The organism is Sinorhizobium meliloti (genome assembly GCF_017876815.1).
In the GTDB taxonomy this organism is placed as follows: domain Bacteria; phylum Pseudomonadota; class Alphaproteobacteria; order Rhizobiales; family Rhizobiaceae; genus Sinorhizobium; species Sinorhizobium meliloti.
Window position 1 is genome coordinate 2586333 of the sequence record NZ_JAGIOS010000001.1, and the last position, 16770, is coordinate 2603102.

General features: G+C 63.7%; 14 protein-coding genes. 3 read left to right on the forward strand and 11 right to left on the reverse strand.

Features of this window, described 5'->3' with window-relative positions; translation table 11 throughout:
- Position 1 precedes the first annotated feature (1 nt).
- The 5 genes from JOH52_RS12335 to JOH52_RS12355 form a co-directional block, all read right to left on the reverse strand.
- A complete protein-coding gene (locus tag JOH52_RS12335) occupies positions 2-817 on the reverse strand; it encodes an ABC transporter permease (protein WP_010969816.1) in 816 nt (271 codons plus the stop codon).
- Positions 807-1757, reverse strand: a complete 951-nt coding sequence (locus tag JOH52_RS12340) for an ABC transporter permease (RefSeq protein WP_010969815.1) — start codon at positions 1755-1757, stop codon at positions 807-809. The genes JOH52_RS12335 and JOH52_RS12340 overlap by 11 nt, the downstream gene beginning before the upstream one ends.
- A complete protein-coding gene (locus tag JOH52_RS12345; RefSeq protein ID WP_013844659.1) occupies positions 1754-2752 on the reverse strand; it encodes an ABC transporter ATP-binding protein in 999 nt (332 codons plus the stop codon). Before JOH52_RS12345 ends, JOH52_RS12340 begins: the two co-directional genes overlap by 4 nt.
- Before the next feature lie 201 nt (positions 2753-2953).
- Positions 2954-4114, reverse strand: a complete 1161-nt coding sequence (locus JOH52_RS12350) for an ABC transporter substrate-binding protein (protein ID WP_010969813.1) — start codon at positions 4112-4114, stop codon at positions 2954-2956.
- A 123-nt stretch (positions 4115-4237) separates the two neighbouring features.
- A complete protein-coding gene (locus tag JOH52_RS12355; protein ID WP_003536639.1) occupies positions 4238-5146 on the reverse strand; it encodes a LysR family transcriptional regulator in 909 nt (302 codons plus the stop codon).
- Positions 5147-5265: 119 nt separating this feature from the next.
- Here JOH52_RS12355 and JOH52_RS12360 point away from each other — a divergent pair, with 119 nt between their 5' ends.
- Positions 5266-6189: an alpha/beta hydrolase gene (locus tag JOH52_RS12360; RefSeq protein ID WP_010969812.1), complete on the forward strand. Its 924-nt coding sequence runs from the start codon at positions 5266-5268 to the stop codon at positions 6187-6189.
- 7 nt (positions 6190-6196) lie between these two features.
- Positions 6197-6601, forward strand: a complete 405-nt coding sequence (locus JOH52_RS12365; RefSeq protein ID WP_010969811.1) for an ACT domain-containing protein — start codon at positions 6197-6199, stop codon at positions 6599-6601.
- A 140-nt stretch (positions 6602-6741) separates the two neighbouring features.
- Here the strand turns inward: JOH52_RS12365 and JOH52_RS12370 are convergent, their stop codons facing one another.
- A complete protein-coding gene (locus JOH52_RS12370) occupies positions 6742-8739 on the reverse strand; it encodes a CocE/NonD family hydrolase (protein WP_010969810.1) in 1998 nt (665 codons plus the stop codon).
- 79 nt (positions 8740-8818) lie between these two features.
- Entirely contained in the window at positions 8819-10408 is a 1590-nt protein-coding gene (locus tag JOH52_RS12375) for an ABC transporter substrate-binding protein (protein ID WP_013844656.1), read from the reverse strand.
- Positions 10409-10531: 123 nt separating this feature from the next.
- Here JOH52_RS12375 and JOH52_RS12380 point away from each other — a divergent pair, with 123 nt between their 5' ends.
- Positions 10532-11326 carry a helix-turn-helix domain-containing protein gene (locus JOH52_RS12380; protein WP_017272324.1) on the forward strand — a complete coding sequence of 265 codons (795 nt, stop codon included), beginning with the start codon at positions 10532-10534 and terminating at the stop codon, positions 11324-11326.
- Positions 11327-11355: 29 nt separating this feature from the next.
- On the opposite strand, the gene JOH52_RS12385 is transcribed toward JOH52_RS12380, so the two are convergent.
- From JOH52_RS12385 to JOH52_RS12400, 4 genes are read right to left on the reverse strand one after another with little or no spacing between them, the layout of a single operon-like run.
- Complete coding sequence (locus tag JOH52_RS12385; protein WP_014529246.1) at positions 11356-12987, reverse strand: ABC transporter ATP-binding protein; 1632 nt, start codon at positions 12985-12987, stop codon at positions 11356-11358.
- Positions 12980-13807, reverse strand: coding sequence for an ABC transporter permease (locus JOH52_RS12390; RefSeq protein ID WP_003536650.1), 828 nt, complete (start codon positions 13805-13807; stop codon positions 12980-12982). The genes JOH52_RS12385 and JOH52_RS12390 overlap by 8 nt, the downstream gene beginning before the upstream one ends.
- Positions 13804-14928 (reverse strand): ABC transporter permease, encoded by a 1125-nt coding sequence (locus JOH52_RS12395; protein ID WP_017268503.1) that lies wholly within the window; start codon positions 14926-14928, stop codon positions 13804-13806. The genes JOH52_RS12390 and JOH52_RS12395 overlap by 4 nt, the downstream gene beginning before the upstream one ends.
- Entirely contained in the window at positions 14913-16502 is a 1590-nt protein-coding gene (locus JOH52_RS12400; protein WP_014529248.1) for an ABC transporter substrate-binding protein, read from the reverse strand. Before JOH52_RS12400 ends, JOH52_RS12395 begins: the two co-directional genes overlap by 16 nt.
- Between the last annotated feature and the right edge of the window lie 268 nt (positions 16503-16770).

The following is a 16770-nucleotide window of genomic DNA, read 5'->3' on the forward strand; positions in this document are numbered from 1 at the left end:
GTCATTTGCCGGCGCCGGCGATCTGGTCGCCGTCGCGGGTCAGGTAATAGGCGCCGAGGATCGGCAGGAAGGTGGCCATCACGACGACCATCGCGACGACGTTGGTAACCGGGCGCTGGCGCGGGCGGATCAGCTCTTCCAGCATCCAGATCGGCAGGGTCGATTGCTGCCCGGCCGTGAAGGTCGTGACGATCACCTCGTCGAAGGAAAGCGCGAAAGCGAGCATGCCTCCGGCAAGCAGGGCCGTGCCGATGTTCGGCAGGATCACGTAGCGGAAGGTCTGGAAACCGTCGGCGCCGAGATCCATGGAAGCCTCGATCAGCGAGCCGGAAATCCGGCGGAAACGGGCGACCGCATTGTTGTAGACGACGACGATGCAGAAGGTCGCGTGGCCGAGCACGATGGTCCAGAAGGAGAAGGGGATGTCGGCCATGGAGAAGGCGGAGCGCAGCGCAATGCCGGTGATGATGCCGGGAAGCGCGATCGGGAGGATGACGAGGAGCGAGATCGTCTCGCGGCCGAAGAAACGGGTCTGGCTGACGGCAGCGGCGCAGAGGGTGCCGAGGACGAGGGCTACCGCCGTCGCGATCGAGGCGACCTTGACGGAGAGCGTCAGCGCCGCCCAGACATCCGGCCGGTTCCAGGCGACGGCGAACCATTGCGTGGTCAGCCCCGGCGGCGGAAACTGGTAGCTCTTCTCCTCGGTCGTGAAGGCGTAGAGAAAGATCAGCAGGATCGGCAGATGCATGAAGGCGAGGCCGGCGGCGGCAGCGATCTTCAGACCCAATGGAGCGGAGTTCGCCTTCTCAGAGCGCATCGAAGGCCCCCATGCGTTTGGCCATCCAGAGATAGGCGCCCATGATGACGATCGGCACGACCGTGAAGGCGGCGGCGAGCGGAATGTTTCCGGCGGTGCCCTGCTGCGCGTAGACGGCCTGACCGATGAAGAGCCGCGACGAGCCGACGATCTGCGGGATGATGTAGTCGCCGAGCGTCAGCGAGAAGGTGAAGATCGATCCGGCGACGATGCCCGGCAGCGCCAGCGGAAAGAGCACATGGCGGAAGGTCTGGGCGGGCGTTCCGCCGAGGTCCGACGAGGCTTCGATCAGATTGGCCGGCACGCGCTCGAGCGCCGCCTGGATGGGCAGGATCATGAACGGCATCCAGACATAGACGAAGACGATGAAGGTGCCCGTATAGCTGACGGACAGCGAATTGCCGCCGACGACGGGAAGAGAAAGCCAGGCATCGATCAGCCAGAGAAGGTTCAGCTTTGCGAAGAACCAGGTCAGGATGCCTTCCTTTGCGAGGATCAGCTTCCAGGCATAGATCTTGACGAGATAGCTCGACCAGAGCGGCAGCATGACGGCGAGATAGAAGAGCGCCTTCCATTTCCCGCGCGCGTAGCGGGCGGCGTAATAGGCGATCGGAAAGGCAATGAGCGCCGAGACGAGCGTCACCAGAGCGGCCATCGAGACGGTGCGGATGATGATGTCGAGATTGGATTCGCTCAAGAGCTGCCGATAGGTGGCGAGCGTGAACTCGTAATTTATGAGCCCGGAGAAGTCGTCGATCGAGAAGAAGCTCTGCAGAAGCAGCGCGAAGAGCGAACCGAGATAGACGATCCCGAGCCAGAGGAGCGGGGGTGCGAGAAAGATCGCAAGCAGCACATGCGGGTGCCGCCAGAAGAAATCCGAGAGGCGGCCCGCCGTGCTGCGGCGTTGCGGAAGCATGATGCTTTCGGCGACGATCGTCATGCGTCCTCCATCGGGTGGAGGTCGTGCGCGGCGAAGCTGATCGTGACCGGACTGCCGACCGCTGGAACGCCACGCGCCGCCGGGCTCGCCACGGCGATGCGGGCACCCTCGACGTCGATCAGGATTCGGTTGGTGGCGCCGAGGAAGCTCTGCGAAGCGACAGTGCCGGAAAGGCTCAGCGCTCCGTCGCTCGGCGGCGCAATGGCCACAGCCTCCGGGCGCAGGCTCGCGAAGGAAGCCTTCAGCCCCAGTCGGCGGCAGAGGTCCTCGGAAAGCACGTTGGAGGAGCCGACGAAATCGGCGACGAAACGGGTCTGCGGACGGTTGTAGACCTCCTCCGGGCTTCCCAGTTGCTGGATACGGCCCTCGTTGAAAACGGCGATCCTGTCGGCCATCGAGAGCGCTTCGCCCTGATCATGGGTGACGAAGACGAAGGTGATGCCCAACGACTTCTGCAGCGTTTTCAATTCCTCCTGCATCTGTTCGCGCAGCTTCAGATCGAGCGCGCCCAACGGCTCGTCGAGAAGCAGAACCTTCGGCTTGTTGACGAGCGCGCGGGCGAGCGCCACGCGCTGGCGCTGGCCGCCGGAAAGCTGTCCGGGCCGGCGCGTGCCGTAGCCCGGAAGCTTCACCATGGCGAGCGCATCCTCGGCCGCCCTGCGGCGCTCCTCGCGTCCGACGCCCTTGACCATCAGGCCATAGGCGACGTTGTCGAGAATGGAGAGATGCGGGAAGAGGGCGTAGTCCTGAAAGACGGTGTTGACGCTGCGCCGGTAGGGCGGCACGCCTTCGGCGGTCTCGCCGAAGATCTCGATGTGGCCTCCGGTCGGCTGCTCGAAGCCTGCCATCAGCCTCAGGCAGGTGGTCTTGCCCGAGCCCGATGGACCGAGCATCGCGAAGAACTCGCCCTCGGCGATCTCGAGGTTCACGCGATCGACGGCACGCACGGCGCCGAAATAGCGGGAAACATTGTCGAAGAGGACGGCGGCGTTCATTGCGATACTCCAGGAGATTTCGGCGAGATTTCGGCCCCTCATCCGGCTGCCGCCACCTTCTCCCCGCTTGCGGGGAGAAGGCGACTCGGGGCTCCCTCTCGGGCTTCATTTCATCGAGCGGGCGCGGCTTACTCGTCCCCTATCCCCGCCTGCGGGGAGAGGGCTAGGGTGAGGGGCAAACGCTTGCGCTGAAGGCAGGGCTTACCGCCCGCCGATCACACCGATATAGTCGGAGACCCAGCGATGATAGGGCACGCACTCGCCCTGGCTTTCGCATTTCGTCACCGGCGTCTTCCAGAACTTGACCTTCTCGAAGTCGTCGTAGCCGTTGGTCTTGCAACCTTCGTCGGTCAGAAGCTCGTTGCCCTTGCAGGCGGCACCGACGGAGGGGTTGGCACCGAACCAGGCGGATACATCTCCCTGGACTTTCGGCGAGAGCGAATGCTCCATCCACATATAGGCGCAGTTCGGATGCTCGCTGTCGGCATGCAGCATTGTCGTATCGGCCCAGCCCGTCACGCCTTCTTCCGGGATGACGGAGGCGATCGGCTGCTTCTCGGCCTGCATCAGGTTGACCTGGAAGGGCCAGGAGCCGGAGGCGACGACGCCCTCGTTCTTGAAGTCGTCGATCTGGATCATCGCGTCGTGCCAGTAGCGGCCGACGAGGGTGCGCTGGGTGCGCAACAGATCGAGTGCGGCCTTGTACTGATCTTCGTTGAGCTCGTAAGGGTCCTTGATGCCGAGATCGGGCTTGTGCGCCATCAGGTAGTTGGCGGCGTCCGCGACATGGATCGGGCCGTCATAGGCCTGGACGCGGCCCTTGTTGGACTTGCCGTCGGGCAGCGTCATCTCCTCGAAGACGACTTTCCAGCTCTTCGGCGGCTGATCCTTGAAGGCTTCGGTATTGTACATCAGCACGTTCGGGCCCCAGACATAGGGGGTGCCGTAGTGGACGCCGTTGGCGGTGTGCCACGGCGCGTTCTGCATGCGCTCGTCGATCGTCTTCCAGCTGGGGATGAGATCGGTATTGATCGGCTGGACGCGCTTTCCAGCGACGAGGCGCAGCGATGCGTCTCCGGAGGCGGTCACCAGGTCGAAACCGCCTTCGTTCATCAGCGCGACCATTTCGTCGGAGGTGGCCGCCGTCTTGACGCTGACCTTGCAACCGGTCTTCTTCTCGAAATCGGTGACCCAGTCGTAATTCTTGTCGGTCTCGCCGCGCTCGATATAGCCCGCCCAGGCGACGATCGAGAGCGCACCTTCGCCCTGACCGAGCTCTTTCAGCGGCTCCTGCGCCAGCGCAGGGGCGGCGAGGCCCAGCGACAGGGTAAGTGCGGTGCAGGATTTCAGGATCTGCTTCATCGGAAGTCTCCCCAGTTTCATGCCGTTAGCGGCTTTGTTCCCGGATCGAAGCGTGCCTTGGTTTCTCCGTATTCGCAAATTCATTAATCAGAATGCCGACATCGGTATTTCCGATATCTGAGTTCATCGCGGGCGGGCGCTGCGCAGCGCTTCGGCGACGCCGACGAAATCGCGCGCGGACTGTGGCAGGCTCGACCCCTTGCGCCAAACCATGCCGACCTGCACCACCGGCAGCGCCCCGGAAACATCGCGGCTTTCGATCCGGTCGCCTTCGAGCGACCAGGGGCGGTAGACGAGGTCAGGCAAAAGCGCGATGCCGGCGCCGGTCGCGACCAGGCTTCTGACCGCTTCCACCGAACGGGTGCGAAAGGCGACATGCGGACGCGCGCCGAGCGCCGTCAGGAGTTTGCCGGTATTCTCCTCGATCTCGTCCACGGTCAGCATGATCAGCGGCTCACGGGCGATGTCCTCGACCGAGATGATGTCGGCGCTGACGAGCGGATGGCCGATCGGCAGCCACAGGCGGTAAGGAGAGGTTTCGAGGATTTCCGCTTGCAGCGCCATGCGGTCGCGCAGATTCGAGATGACCATCACGGCGACGTCGAGCTCGCCGCCGATCAGGAGGTGCTCGAGATAGGAGCCATTGTCCTCGATGGCGCTCACCTCCACGCCGGGGCAGGCGCGGCGGTAGCGCGCAAGCAGGTCGGAGAGCACGTAGCCGGCAACGAGGGACGTGACGCCGAGATTGAGCTTGCCGCCGCGTTCCTCGCGGCTGTCGGAGAAGCTGCGCCGCGCATCGGAGACATCGGCGAGGATCTTGGTCGCGTGGCGCAGAAACTGATGCCCGTTATGGGTGATCGCGAGGCCGCGGGGGTGCCGGTCGAAGAGCTCGACGCCGAGATCGGTTTCGAGCTCCTTGATTGCCTCGGTGATCGATGATTGAGAGATGGAGAGGTTCTGCGCCGCGCGGGTGACCGAGCCCTGCTCGGCGACGGCGACGAAATATTGCAACTGCCGGAGTGTGAATGCCATGTGCGAATTAACACCGTGCGCCGCAGGGAACGCAAGCACGGCGTGAACGGCAGCAGGGCTGACGCATTTCGTCGTGCACGCCAGCGCGACGCTGTTAAGGTGCGGTGAGGGGGAACAGGATGGATTCGAAAACGACAAAGCCAATGCCGACGGAAGCGGGGATTCGCGCCTTTCACGAACGTTGCGAGGCGTTCTATCCCGCCGATGCGGTCAATGCCTCCGTCGAGCAGCAACGGCAATGGTATGATGCGCTCTGCGCCGAATTCGACGCGCCGTCTCCCGAAGGGCTGACCCGGCGGGACGAGCGGGTGGCTGGGCGAATTCCGGTGCGGTACTACCGGCCGGCGGAGGTCGCGAGCGGGACGCGCGTCTTCTATATCCATGGCGGCGGCTTCGTCGTCGGCTCGCTTGAGAGCCACGATGCGATCTGCGCCGAGCTTGCCCATGGTGCGCAAGTGGAGCTGGTGTCGGTGGACTATCGCCTTGCCCCCGAACATCTTTGGCCCGCAGCCTTCGAGGACTGCTGCGATGTGCTCGAAGCGCTTCTTGCCGATGGGCGCCCGCTCGTCGTCGCCGGCGATAGTGCCGGCGGCAACCTGTCAGCCGGTATCGTACTGAAGGCGAAGGCTGAGGGGCTCGCCGGCATCGTCGGCCAGGTCCTGATCTATCCCGGCCTCGGCGGCGATCTGACGCGCGGCTCCTATATCGAGATGGCCCAGGCGCCGCTGCTTTCCACCGCCGACGTCGACTATTACCGCGAGGTGCTGAAAGCACCGGCGGATGAGCCCTTTGCGCACCCGTTGCGGGCCGCGGACCTGTCCGGGCTTCCCCCGGCCTATGTTTCCGGCGCCTATTTCGATCCGTTGCGCGACGATGCGCGCGCCTATGCAGCCCGGCTCGCCCAGGCGGGCGTGGACGTCACCTACCGGGAAGAGCCGCAGATGGTCCATTCCTGGCTCCGGGCGCGCCGCATGAGCCCCGGCGCACGGGAAGGCTTCGTCCGTCTCGTGCAAGCTGTGGCGAGATTGGCCGGTACGGCTTGAGGCGGCGATGAGCGGCGAGACGGATCTCAAGCGACTGCTGGCAGAGATGGAGCCGATGCTGCATGACGGCGAGTATGTCTATTGCACGGTTGAAGGTCGCGCTGCGGCCTGGTTCGCGCTTGAGCCGATCGGAACCTTTCGCGAAAATGAGGGGATTACGCTCATCCTCGAGCGGGCCCGTGCCGAGGCGGCGGGACTTTCCTATGGACCGGTGCTGCGGCTGATTACGCTCAGCGTCCATTCCGCACTCGAAGCCGTAGGACTGACGGCGGCGGTTTCCGGCGCACTGACGCAGGCGGGCATCAGCGCCAATGTGGTGGCGGCCTATTACCACGACCACATCTTCGTGCCCGCGGCGGACGCGAAAAGGGCCGTCGAAGTGTTGCAGACGCTCAGCCGCAGGGACAACTGAACGCAGTGAGTTTGAACCTCTCCCCGTACGCAAGATCGGGGAGAGGGGCATAGAGACGTCTTCCCGAGTCCCCGTCAAAACGCGTCAAAACGGGGAGAAGGTGCCGGCAGGCGGATGAGGGGCGGTCGCGCGCCGATCCCTCACATGAAATCCCGCCGGATCCGCTTCTCGAAGGTCTTCTCGAAGATCTTCGTTTCATCCTCGAAAGCCTCGACCTTGGCGGAGGTGATCCACTCGGTTTCCGTACAGCCGAGGCGGGAGGTCGAGACGGTCTTCAGCGATTGCTGCCCACGCCGCGCGATGCAGGTCCAGGTCGAAACGCCCGTCATGGAGTGCGGATCGTCCGGTGCGATCGTCCAGGTTTCGTCGCGGATGTCCTGCGTCGCATTGCCGGTGCCGGGATGCTCGACGAGGCCGGTATTCTCGTAGATCCGATAATGCGTCCGGCACTTGGTCATGTCGCGTTCGACGGTGCGGCGCGTTTCGGCCGGTGAATGCTCGATATAGTGCGGCAACGGGTCGGGATTGGCCGGCTGCGGCACGACGATCTCGCGATGGTCGCCGAGAAGCGGCAGGGAAAGCGAGACGCTGGCCGTGTCGATCGTGACGCCCGGATCGGTCGGCGACGGCAGGATGATCGGCCAGTAGGATGTCGACAGCGACAGCCGGATGCGGTGGCCGGCACGGAAGCGGTAGCCGCAGGCATCGAGCACCAGCGTGACGCGCGTCTTGCGGTTCTTCTCCATCGGCACCGGCTTGGCATTGCCGTTGCGGTGCGCCAGGTTGAGAACGCCGAAGGCGACGCGGGTCGACGTTCCGTCCGGATGGACATCGACGATACGCGCGGCGAGATTGGCGGTTTCGGCACTGCAGGAAAGCTCGAGGTCGAGCACAGGCTGGCCGAGATAGTCCTCCGCCTCGAGCAGCGGGTGCGTGTCGAAAGTGAGCGAGCCCGCATCGTCGATGCGCTGGTCGCCGGGCATCTCGGCGTCGGGTTTCAGCGTGAAATACTCACCGGCAGCAGTGCCGGTATCGAGCGGCGAACGCAGGTAAACGTCGCCGATCCCGCGCCTGGATGGGGAACCGGCCGCCAGGCCTCCCTCGCTCGAAACCGCGAAGGTCCGCATTTCCGGCGTGGTCCAGACGTCCTTGGCGATCCAGCGGCCCGGGTCTTCATTGCGCCTGACCGCGGGCCTCGGACCGTCAAGGATATAGGCGCGCATCTGCGGCAATTGCTCGGCATCGTTCTTTTCGTCGCGAAGCCAGCGGTTCCACCAGCGGATCGCCTCTCCGAGAAAGTCTGCTCGCGGCTTCGGCCAGGCGAAATGCGGATATTTGTGGACCCACGGGCCGATGAGCGCCTTGGCCTTGCCGCCGAGCCCCTCGACCGCCTTGATCGGTGTGTTGCGGTAGCCGTCCGCCCAGCCGGCGATCATCAGCGCGGGGATCGGAAAGCCGTCGAAATCCTCTGAGATCGAGCCATGCCGCCAGAAATCGTCGCGGCGCTGGTGCTCCAGCCATTCCTCCAGGAAGAAGGGCTCGTTCTCGAGGCGCTCCAGCCACATCTCCCGCCAGCGCTCGCCGACGAGTTCCGGGTCGGGCGATCGGGACTGGTAGGCGAGCATGGTTGCCGCCCAGGAGAGTTGCGCCGAGAGATGGCAGCCGTTCTTGTAGTGGATGTCGTCATTGTAGCGGTCGACGGTCGAGGCGATCGAGATCACCGCCTTGAGGGCCGGGGGCTTGAGGGCCGCTACCTGCAGACAGTTGAAGCCGCCCCAGGAGATGCCCATCATCCCGACCTTGCCGTTCGACCAGGGCTGTGCCGCAATCCATTCGATGATCTCGCAGCCGTCGGAGAGTTCGCGCGGGGTATATTCGCCGTCGATCACGCCCTCGGACTCGCCCGAGCCGCGGATGTCGACGCGAACGCCGGCGATCCCGGCGGCCGCGAAGGCAGGGTAGGTGGATTCGTCCCGTGCACAGGTCCCGTCGCGCTTGCGGTAGGGCAGGTATTCCAGGACTGCCGGCACCGGCTTCTGCTCGGTGCCCTCAGGCATCCAGATGCGTGCGGCAAGCCGGGTCCCGTCCTCCAGGGTTATCCATTCGTTTTCGATGACGGTGAAATTACGCTCGGCCATGTTGGCTGCCTCCGATCGGTGCTTGACTGTTGAGACGCGAGGCGCAGGCGGAGAACCACCTGCACCTTCTCATTGCACTTTAGCTGTCGAACCAGACGCGGCTTCCGACGTAGCCGTTGGAAAGGTCGTTGCCGATGTCGTGCACGAAGCCTTTCAGCGAAGCGGAGGCGGCGTTCACATAATCATTGAAGACCGGCAGGATGAGGCCGCCTTCGTCGCGCACCATGAGTGCCATGGTGTGGTAGAGCTCCTTGCGCTTGGCTTCGTCAAGTTCGGAGCGCGCCTGCAGGAGCAGTTTGTCGAAGTCCCCCCGCTTGAAACGCGTGTCGTTCCATTCCGCACTCGAAAGATAGGAGGTGGAATAGCGGGAATCCTGCGTCGGGCGGCCGCCCCAGTAGGAAGCGCAGAAGGGCTGGACATTCCAGACATTGGTCCAGTAGCCGTCTTCCGGCTCGCGGCGTACTTCGATTTCGATACCGGCCTTGCGGGCGCTTTCCTGGAAGAGGACCGAGGCATCGACCGCGCCCGGGAAGGCGGCATCGGAGGTACGCAGCAGGATCGGCCGGTCGTGGCCGGACTTCTTGTAATGGAAGGCGGCCTTGTCGGGGTCGTAGGCGCGCTGCTCGATGCCTTCAGGTGCCAGCGCGTAGTTTTCGTTGACCGGATAATCGTTGCCGAGCGTGCCATAGCCGCCGAGCACGCGGTCGAGAATAGCCTGCCGGTCGATCGCATATTTCAGCGCGAGCCTTAGGTCGTTGTTGTCGAAGGGGGCCGTGTCGCAATGCATGAGGAAGCTGTAGAAGCCCTTGCCCGAGGTCTGCAGGATCTCGACGCGGGGCGCACGCTTCAGAAGCGGCACGGTCTTCGGATCGACGCCGTTGATGAAATGCACCTGCCCGGAGGAAAGTGCCGCAATGCGGGCCGTGTTGTCGTTCATGACGATGATCTCGACGCTGTCGACATAGCCGCGGTCCGAACGCCAGTCGGCGGTGTTCTTCTCGAAGGTTGCCCGGATGCCGGCCTCATAGCTTGCAAGCTTGTAGGGCCCGGTGCCGATCGGCGAGGCGGGGTTGTCGCCGCCGCCGCCGGGCTGGATGATGAGATGATAGTCGGTCAAGAGGAGCGGCAGGTCCGCATTGCCTTCCGTCAGCGTCAGGACGAGGTCGCCGGCTTTTTCCTCGATCGTCTTGACGGACCGCATCAGCCCGAGCGCTCCCGACTTGGAGCCTTCGTCGGAATGCCGCTTCAATGTTGCGATCACGTCCGCGACGGTCAGTTTCTTGCCGTCGTGGAAAGCGATGTCGTTCCGGACCTTGAACGTCCAGACCGAAGCATCTGCCGACGACTCCCAGGAGGAGGCGATCGCGGGCAGCGGAGCGCCGGTCTCGGGGTGGGACTCGACCAGCGTGTCGCCCCAAAGATGGCCGATCACGAAGGATACCGAGCCGCTATAGCTTGCCGGATCGAGCGAATCGGTCGTCGCTCCGCCGTCGAGGCCGAGCTTCAGGTGGCCGCCGCGTTTGGGCTCCTGCGCTCGTGCCTCGCCCAAGCCGATGGAGCTCCCGATGCCGGCGGCGAGGCCGAGCGCTGCCGTGCCTGCGAGGAAGCCGCGCCGGTTGATGCCGGCCGGTACGATGAGGCCGTCGGGACGCTTCGTGAATTCGGTCATTTCCAGTTCCCCTTGCGTGTTTTGTTCGAGAGAAACCTAGCGCCTGCCGGGCACCAGACAATTTCGCGACTTGACGCGTTTTTTCGCTGGTTTACGCTACCCGCAATCCGAGGGGTGGAGCACTTGCAGCAGGACGACACATTCGCAACAAATCTGCGTTTTGCCTGTGCGACGCGGCGCTCGATCTCGCAGATTTGCCGGGAGATCGGCATCAACCGTCAGCAGTTCAACCGCTACATCAATGGCGAGGCGCGGCCTTCCGCTCACAATGTAGCGCGGATCGCGGCGTTCTTCGGGCTTTCGGCCGAGGATTTCTCACTGGCGCCGAAGCTCTTCGAAGCCCGCATGATCCGCCCCGAGCGGCACCGCCTGGAAGCGGGTCAGCTTCTGGAAGGATTCCCCGGCGATGCCGCAGCCCTTCGCCACCATTTCGGCTACTACCAGACCTATCACCTTTCGCTCTCCTGGCCCGGTTTCGTCGTCTGTTCCTGCGCGCATATCTATGAGGAAGGTGGCTCGATCCGGGTGAAGTCGATCGAGCGCATTCGCGATAAGGCGAACGAGATCGAGCAGTTCTCGAAATATGTCGGCCTTGTCACCTTCTGGCGAAACCGCATCTTCATAGCCGAGCGCACGGTGGGGCAGGCGTCGATGCTGGCGCAGACGATCCTGATGCCCTTCGAGGTGCACCAGCGGGTCTATCTGCGCGGCACCACGATGGGGGTCTCGTGGCGCAAGGAGAACCTGCCCTACGCCTCGCGGATGATCTGGCGGCATATCGGGCTGGATCCGGACAAACGCCAGCTGCTTTCGCGTTGCGGGCTGCTTCCGTTCGGATCGCGGCATCTGCCTTCTGCGGTCCGGCGCTTCCTGGAGGCGCCGGAGGCCGAGGTGCTGACCATTCCGGCGGAATATTGACGGATGCGCGTGGCGGCCGCCACGCGCATTCAATTGCCGGCGCTCTCCATCCGCCGCGTCTTCAGCACCTTTTCCAGCCAGCCGATTTCCATTTCGGGAACCGACTTCAGGAGAAGATCGGTATAATCGTCGAAGGGCGGCGAAAGGACCTTCGATTTCGGGCCGAAACGCACCGGCCGGCCGCGATGCATGACGGCGACGCTGTCGGCGATTGCCCGGACGATGGCGATGTCATGGGTGATGAAGACATAGGAAACCGCGGTTTCCTCCTGCAGCTTCAGGAGCAGGTTGAGGATGCCTTCCGCCACCAGCGGATCGAGCGCCGAGGTCGGCTCGTCGCACAGGATGAGCTCCGGTTTGGCGGCGAGCGCCCGGGCGATAGCGACGCGCTGCTTCTGTCCGCCGGAGAGCTCGGCCGGGTAACGATCGAGGAAGCGCGTCCCCATTTCGATCTGGTCCAGCAGTTCCTTCACCCGCTCGGTCTTTTTGGCGCCGTGCATGCCGAAGTAGAAGGAGAGCGGCCGGCCGACGATCTCGCGCACCGTCTGGCGCGGATTCATCGCCGTGTCGGCCATCTGATAGATCATCTGGATCCGGCGCAGCTCATCGTTCGTCCTGCCTTTCAGCGCCTTCGGCAGTTCCTTTCCTTCGAAGGTGATGCGCCCTTCGCTCGGCGGCAGCAGGCCCGTGATGACGCGCGCGAGCGTCGATTTGCCTGAGCCCGATTCGCCGACGATTGCCAGTGTCTGGCCCTTCGGCAGGTGCATCGAGACGTCGTGCAATACCTTGAAGCCGTTGGCGTAACCGGCATGCACATGTTCGATCTTGAGAAGCGTGTCGGTCTGGTCCGGAGCTTCGTCGCGTTTCGCCTGGCGGACGCTGACGAGGGCGCGGGTGTATTCTTCCCTCGGAGCCTCGATCACCTGCTTGGTGGTGCCGTACTCGACGGTCTTGCCGTTGCGCAGAACCATGATGTCGTCGGAGATCTGGGCGACGACTGCAAGATCGTGGGTAATGTAGAGGGCCGCGGTATCGGTCTCCTCGATCGCGTGCTTGATCGCGGCGAGCACGTCGATCTGGGTCGTGACGTCGAGCGCCGTGGTCGGCTCGTCGAAGACGATCAGTTCCGGGTTGGGGCAGAGCGCCATGGCGGTCATGGCGCGCTGCAACTGTCCGCCCGATACCTGATGGGGGTAGCGGTCTCCGAAGGTTTCCGGATTGGGAAGGCCGAGCACCCGGAAGAGATAGAGCGCACGCTTGGTCGCCTCGTCACGGTTCATTATGCCGTGGCGCAGAGACGCCTCGATCACCTGGTCGCCGAGCTTGTGGGCGGGATTGAAGGCTGCGGCGGCGGATTGCGCCACGTAGCAGACATGACGTCCACGAACCGAATTGATTCCGCCCCGGCCGAGCTTCAGGATGTCGCGGCCGTTGAGCAGCACCTCGCCGCCGGTGATGCGGCAACCGCCGCGGCCATAGGCGAGCGCCGAGAGGCCGATCGTCGACTTGCCGGCGCCGGACTCGCCGATCAGACCCAGCACCTTGCCCTTTTGAAGATCGAAGGAAACGTCCTCGACCAGCGTCACCACTTTCGGCGGTTCGCCCGGCGGATAGCTCGTCGCTTCGATCTTCAGGTTCTTGACGGAAAGCAGCTCAGGCATCGCCGCGGCCTCCTTTCAGGCTCGAGGTGCGCTTCATCAGCCAGTCGACGACGAGATTGACGCAGATGGCGAGTGCGGCGATCGCGGCGCCCGGGATGAGCGCGGCCGATATGCCGAAGATGATGCCGTCCTTGTTGTCCTTGACCATGCCACCCCAGTCGGCGGCAGGCGGCTGAATGCCGAGGCCGAGGAAGGAGAGGGTGGAGAGGAACAGGATCGAGAAGGCGAAGCGCAGACCGAACTCGGCGAGCAGCGGCGACAGCGTGTTCGGCAGGATTTCCCGGAAGATGATCCAGACATTGCCTTCGCCGCGCAACCGCGCCGCTTCGACGAACTCCATCACCGCGACATCGAGGGCGACGGCGCGGCCGATGCGGAAGACGCGCGTCGAGTCGAGCACGGCCATGACGAGGACCAGGATCCAGAGATGCTGTGGCAGCACCGCGAGAACGACGAGTGCGAAGATCAGCGTCGGCACCGCCATCATCAGATCGTTGAAGCGGGAGAAGAACTGATCGACGAAGCCGCCCGTTACTGCCGCGGTGAAGCTCAGGATCATGCCGAGAGCGAACGACAAGACGGTTGCCGCCAACGCCACGAAGATGGTCGTACGGGCTCCGTAGATCAGGCGCGAGAGCAGGTCGCGGCCGAGATTGTCCGTGCCGAGCAGGAAATCGCCGCCTGCCGGCAGCCAGATCTCGCCGACCACCTCACGCTCGCCGAAAGGCGCGAGGACGGGTGCAAAGAGGGCGCACAGAAGTGCGACCGCAATGCCGATGATGCCGATCCAGGCGCTGAAGGGAATAGATCTCAGGTTCATCGCGGGTGCCTCAATCTCGGATTGGCGAGAATGGCGAGGATGTCGGCCGCCATGTTGAGGAAGATGTAGAAGGCCGCAAAGATCAGCCCGCATGCCTGCACGACGGGCATGTCGCGCACCGTCACGGCATCCACCATGTATTGCCCCATGCCGGGATAGACGAAGACGACTTCGACGACGACGACGCCGACGACCAGATAGGCGAGGTTCAACGCTATGACGTTGATGACCGGCGCCACGGCATTGGGGGCGGCGTGGCGCGCGATGATGCGGAACGTGCCGAGCCCCTTGAGTTCGGCGGTTTCCACATAGGCGGACGACATGACGTTGAGGATGGCCGCGCGCGTCATGCGCATCATATGGGCGAGGACCACGAGCACGAGCGTCGCGACCGGAAGTGCGATCGCCGAAAGCCGCTCGGTGAAGCCCATGCTGTCGTAAACGGTCGCCGGGAAAGTGGCGACGCCCCATTTGACGGCGAAGAACATGATCAGGAGATAGCCGATGAAGAACTCCGGCAGCGAGATCGCCGCAAGCGATATCACGTTGATGATCTTGTCAGGCAGGCGGTTTCGGAATTGCACCGCGAGCATCCCGAGCCCCACGGCGAGCGGCACGGAGATGAGCGCCGCGAAGAAGGCGAGGAAGAGCGAGTTGCCGAGGCGGTTGCCGATCTGCTCGCTGACGGAATTCCTGCTCGCCCAGGACGTGCCGAAATCACCCTGCACGGCGCCGCCGAGCCAGCTGAGATAGCGCTCGCTCCAAGGGCGGTCGAGCCCGAGATCCTCGCGGATGTTCTCGACGGCCTGCGGCGTCGCCGACTGACCGAGATAGGTGGTGGCGAAATCGCCGGGCAACGCCTCGATGCCGCCGAAGATCATCAGCGACACGGCGAAGAGCAGGCCGACGCTCAGTCCCAGGCGCTGAAGGATCAGCGCCGCGAGAGGACGGCGAAAGGCGAAGCGCCGCCAGAACGTGCCGCCGAGCTCGTCGGCGGCCGGGTTGGGTTTGGCTGGGACACCGGAAAGATCGGGGGACCGCAGGGCTGTCTCGCCTGCGGTCGCATCCGTCACGACCGGACCCGTGATCGGTCCGCTTTCCATCATCAGGCGTCCAGCCATACCCTGGTCGCGACATAGCCGTTCGACATGTCGTTGCCGATGTCGTGGACGTAGCCCTTCACCGTTTTACCGGCCGCGTTCACGAAGTCGTTGAACATCGGCAGAATCAGGCCGCCTTCGTCGCGCACCATCATCGCCATAGTGTGGTACATGTCCTTGCGCTTCGCTTCGTCGAGCTCGGAACGTGCTTCGAGCAGGATCTTGTCGAAATCCGGACGCTTGAAGCGGGTGTCGTTCCAGTCGGCTGTCGAGAGATAAGCGGTGGAGTACATCTGGTCCTGGGTCGGACGCCCGCCCCAATAGGATGTCGAGAAGGGTTGGACGTTCCAGACGTTGGACCAATAGCCGTCGCCCGGCTCGCGCTTGACCTCGATCTCGATGCCCGCCTTCTTGGCGCTCGCCTGGTAGAGGACAGCGGCATCGACCGCGCCGGGGAAAGCGACGTCCGAGGTGCGCAGCAGCACCGGACCGCTGTGGCCGGATTTCTTGTAGTGGAATGCCGCCTTGTCCGGATCGTAGGCGCGTTGCTCGATACCTTCGGGGAAGAGCGCATAGGTGTCGTTGATCGGGAAGTCGTTGCCGACCTTGCCGTAGCCGCCAAGGATGCGCTGGACCAGAGTCTCGCGGTCCATCGCGTATTTCAGCGCCATGCGCAGGTCGTTGTTGTCGAACGGCGCCGTGTTGCAATGCATGATGAAGACGTAATGTCCTCGGCCCGACGTATTGAGGATTTCGACGGTCGGCGCCTTCTTCAACAGGTTGACCGTCTTCGGGTCGACGCGGTTGATGAAGTGGACCTGGCCGGAGGACAGCGCCGCGATGCGCGCCGTCGCATCGTTCATCGCGATCAGTTCGACTGAATCGACGTAGCCGCGGTCGGTGCGCCAGTCGTCGGCGTTCCTTTCGAATGTGGCGCGTACGCCCGGCTCGAAGCTTGCGACCTTGTAGGGGCCGGTCCCGATCATCGCGTCGGGATTGTCCGTGCCGCCGTTCGGCTGGATGATGAGGTGATAGTCGGTGAGCAGCAGCGGCAGGTCCGCATTGCCCTCCGTCAGCGTCAGGACGAGCTTGTCGCCGTCGGCCTTGATTTCCTTGATTGATTTCATCACGCCGAGCGCGCCGGACTCGGACTTTTCGTCCGTGTGTCGCTGCAGGGTCTTGATGACGTCGTCGATCGTCAGTTCCTTGCCGTCGTGGAATTTGACGCCCTTGCGGATCGTGAAGGTCCAGGTGGCGGCGTCGGCGGAGGGTTCCCAGGATTCTGCAAGCGCCGGCACCGGTTCGCCGGTCGTCGGGTGGCTCTCGACGAGCATGTCGCCCCAGTTGCGGCCGACCACGAACATGAATTGCGACAGCGCCTTTGCCGGGTCCCGCGAGTCGGTGGCAGCGGCCCCTTCGAGGCCGAGCTTCAGGTGACCGCCGCGCTTCGGCTCCTGCGCCGCGGCGCTGGACGCAAAGAGCGTATTCGCCGTCGACGCGGCAATGCCGAGGGCGGCAGCGCGTCCGAGAAATTCACGCCGGTTCATTTTGCCGAGCATGACCTGACGTGCCAAATAGTCTTTGTAATCGCTCATTCCCCTGTTCCCTTCTTCAGCCGGCATTCGCCGTTCGTTGTGATTGGTAGAGTGTTCGCGTATTGCCATCGGTCGAGATGGCCGGAGGTGGTTTGCAGTCCACCGTGATCGTCTCTATCCTGACCTCCTCATTTGGTCTCTTTGCGCGTTATCCGCGCTGTTCATCCATAAGGCTAACCGCTTGGACGGGGCTTGTAACGTCCTAAATTATAAATCTTTTCCATAAGCATGTCTTATGGAATGACTGCTCAGCCGCAAGCGCCGGTGC

Excerpts from the sequence above, each read along its gene's own strand:
- JOH52_RS12375 (WP_013844656.1), bottom strand. The coding sequence starts at position 10,408 with ATGACCGAATTCACGAAGCGTCCCGACGGCCTCATCGTACCGGCCGGC.
- JOH52_RS12365 (WP_010969811.1), top strand. The coding sequence starts at position 6,197 with ATGAGCGGCGAGACGGATCTCAAGCGACTGCTGGCAGAGATGGAGCCG.
- JOH52_RS12360 (WP_010969812.1), top strand. The coding sequence starts at position 5,266 with ATGGATTCGAAAACGACAAAGCCAATGCCGACGGAAGCGGGGATTCGC.
- JOH52_RS12340 (WP_010969815.1), bottom strand. The coding sequence starts at position 1,757 with ATGACGATCGTCGCCGAAAGCATCATGCTTCCGCAACGCCGCAGCACG.
- JOH52_RS12355 (WP_003536639.1), bottom strand. The coding sequence starts at position 5,146 with ATGGCATTCACACTCCGGCAGTTGCAATATTTCGTCGCCGTCGCCGAG.
- JOH52_RS12400 (WP_014529248.1), bottom strand. The coding sequence starts at position 16,502 with ATGAGCGATTACAAAGACTATTTGGCACGTCAGGTCATGCTCGGCAAA.
- JOH52_RS12370 (WP_010969810.1), bottom strand. The coding sequence starts at position 8,739 with ATGGCCGAGCGTAATTTCACCGTCATCGAAAACGAATGGATAACCCTG.
- JOH52_RS12345 (WP_013844659.1), bottom strand. The coding sequence starts at position 2,752 with ATGAACGCCGCCGTCCTCTTCGACAATGTTTCCCGCTATTTCGGCGCC.
- JOH52_RS12335 (WP_010969816.1), bottom strand. The coding sequence starts at position 817 with ATGCGCTCTGAGAAGGCGAACTCCGCTCCATTGGGTCTGAAGATCGCT.
- JOH52_RS12395 (WP_017268503.1), bottom strand. The coding sequence starts at position 14,928 with ATGGCTGGACGCCTGATGATGGAAAGCGGACCGATCACGGGTCCGGTC.
- JOH52_RS12390 (WP_003536650.1), bottom strand. The coding sequence starts at position 13,807 with ATGAACCTGAGATCTATTCCCTTCAGCGCCTGGATCGGCATCATCGGC.
- JOH52_RS12385 (WP_014529246.1), bottom strand. The coding sequence starts at position 12,987 with ATGCCTGAGCTGCTTTCCGTCAAGAACCTGAAGATCGAAGCGACGAGC.
- JOH52_RS12350 (WP_010969813.1), bottom strand. The coding sequence starts at position 4,114 with ATGAAGCAGATCCTGAAATCCTGCACCGCACTTACCCTGTCGCTGGGC.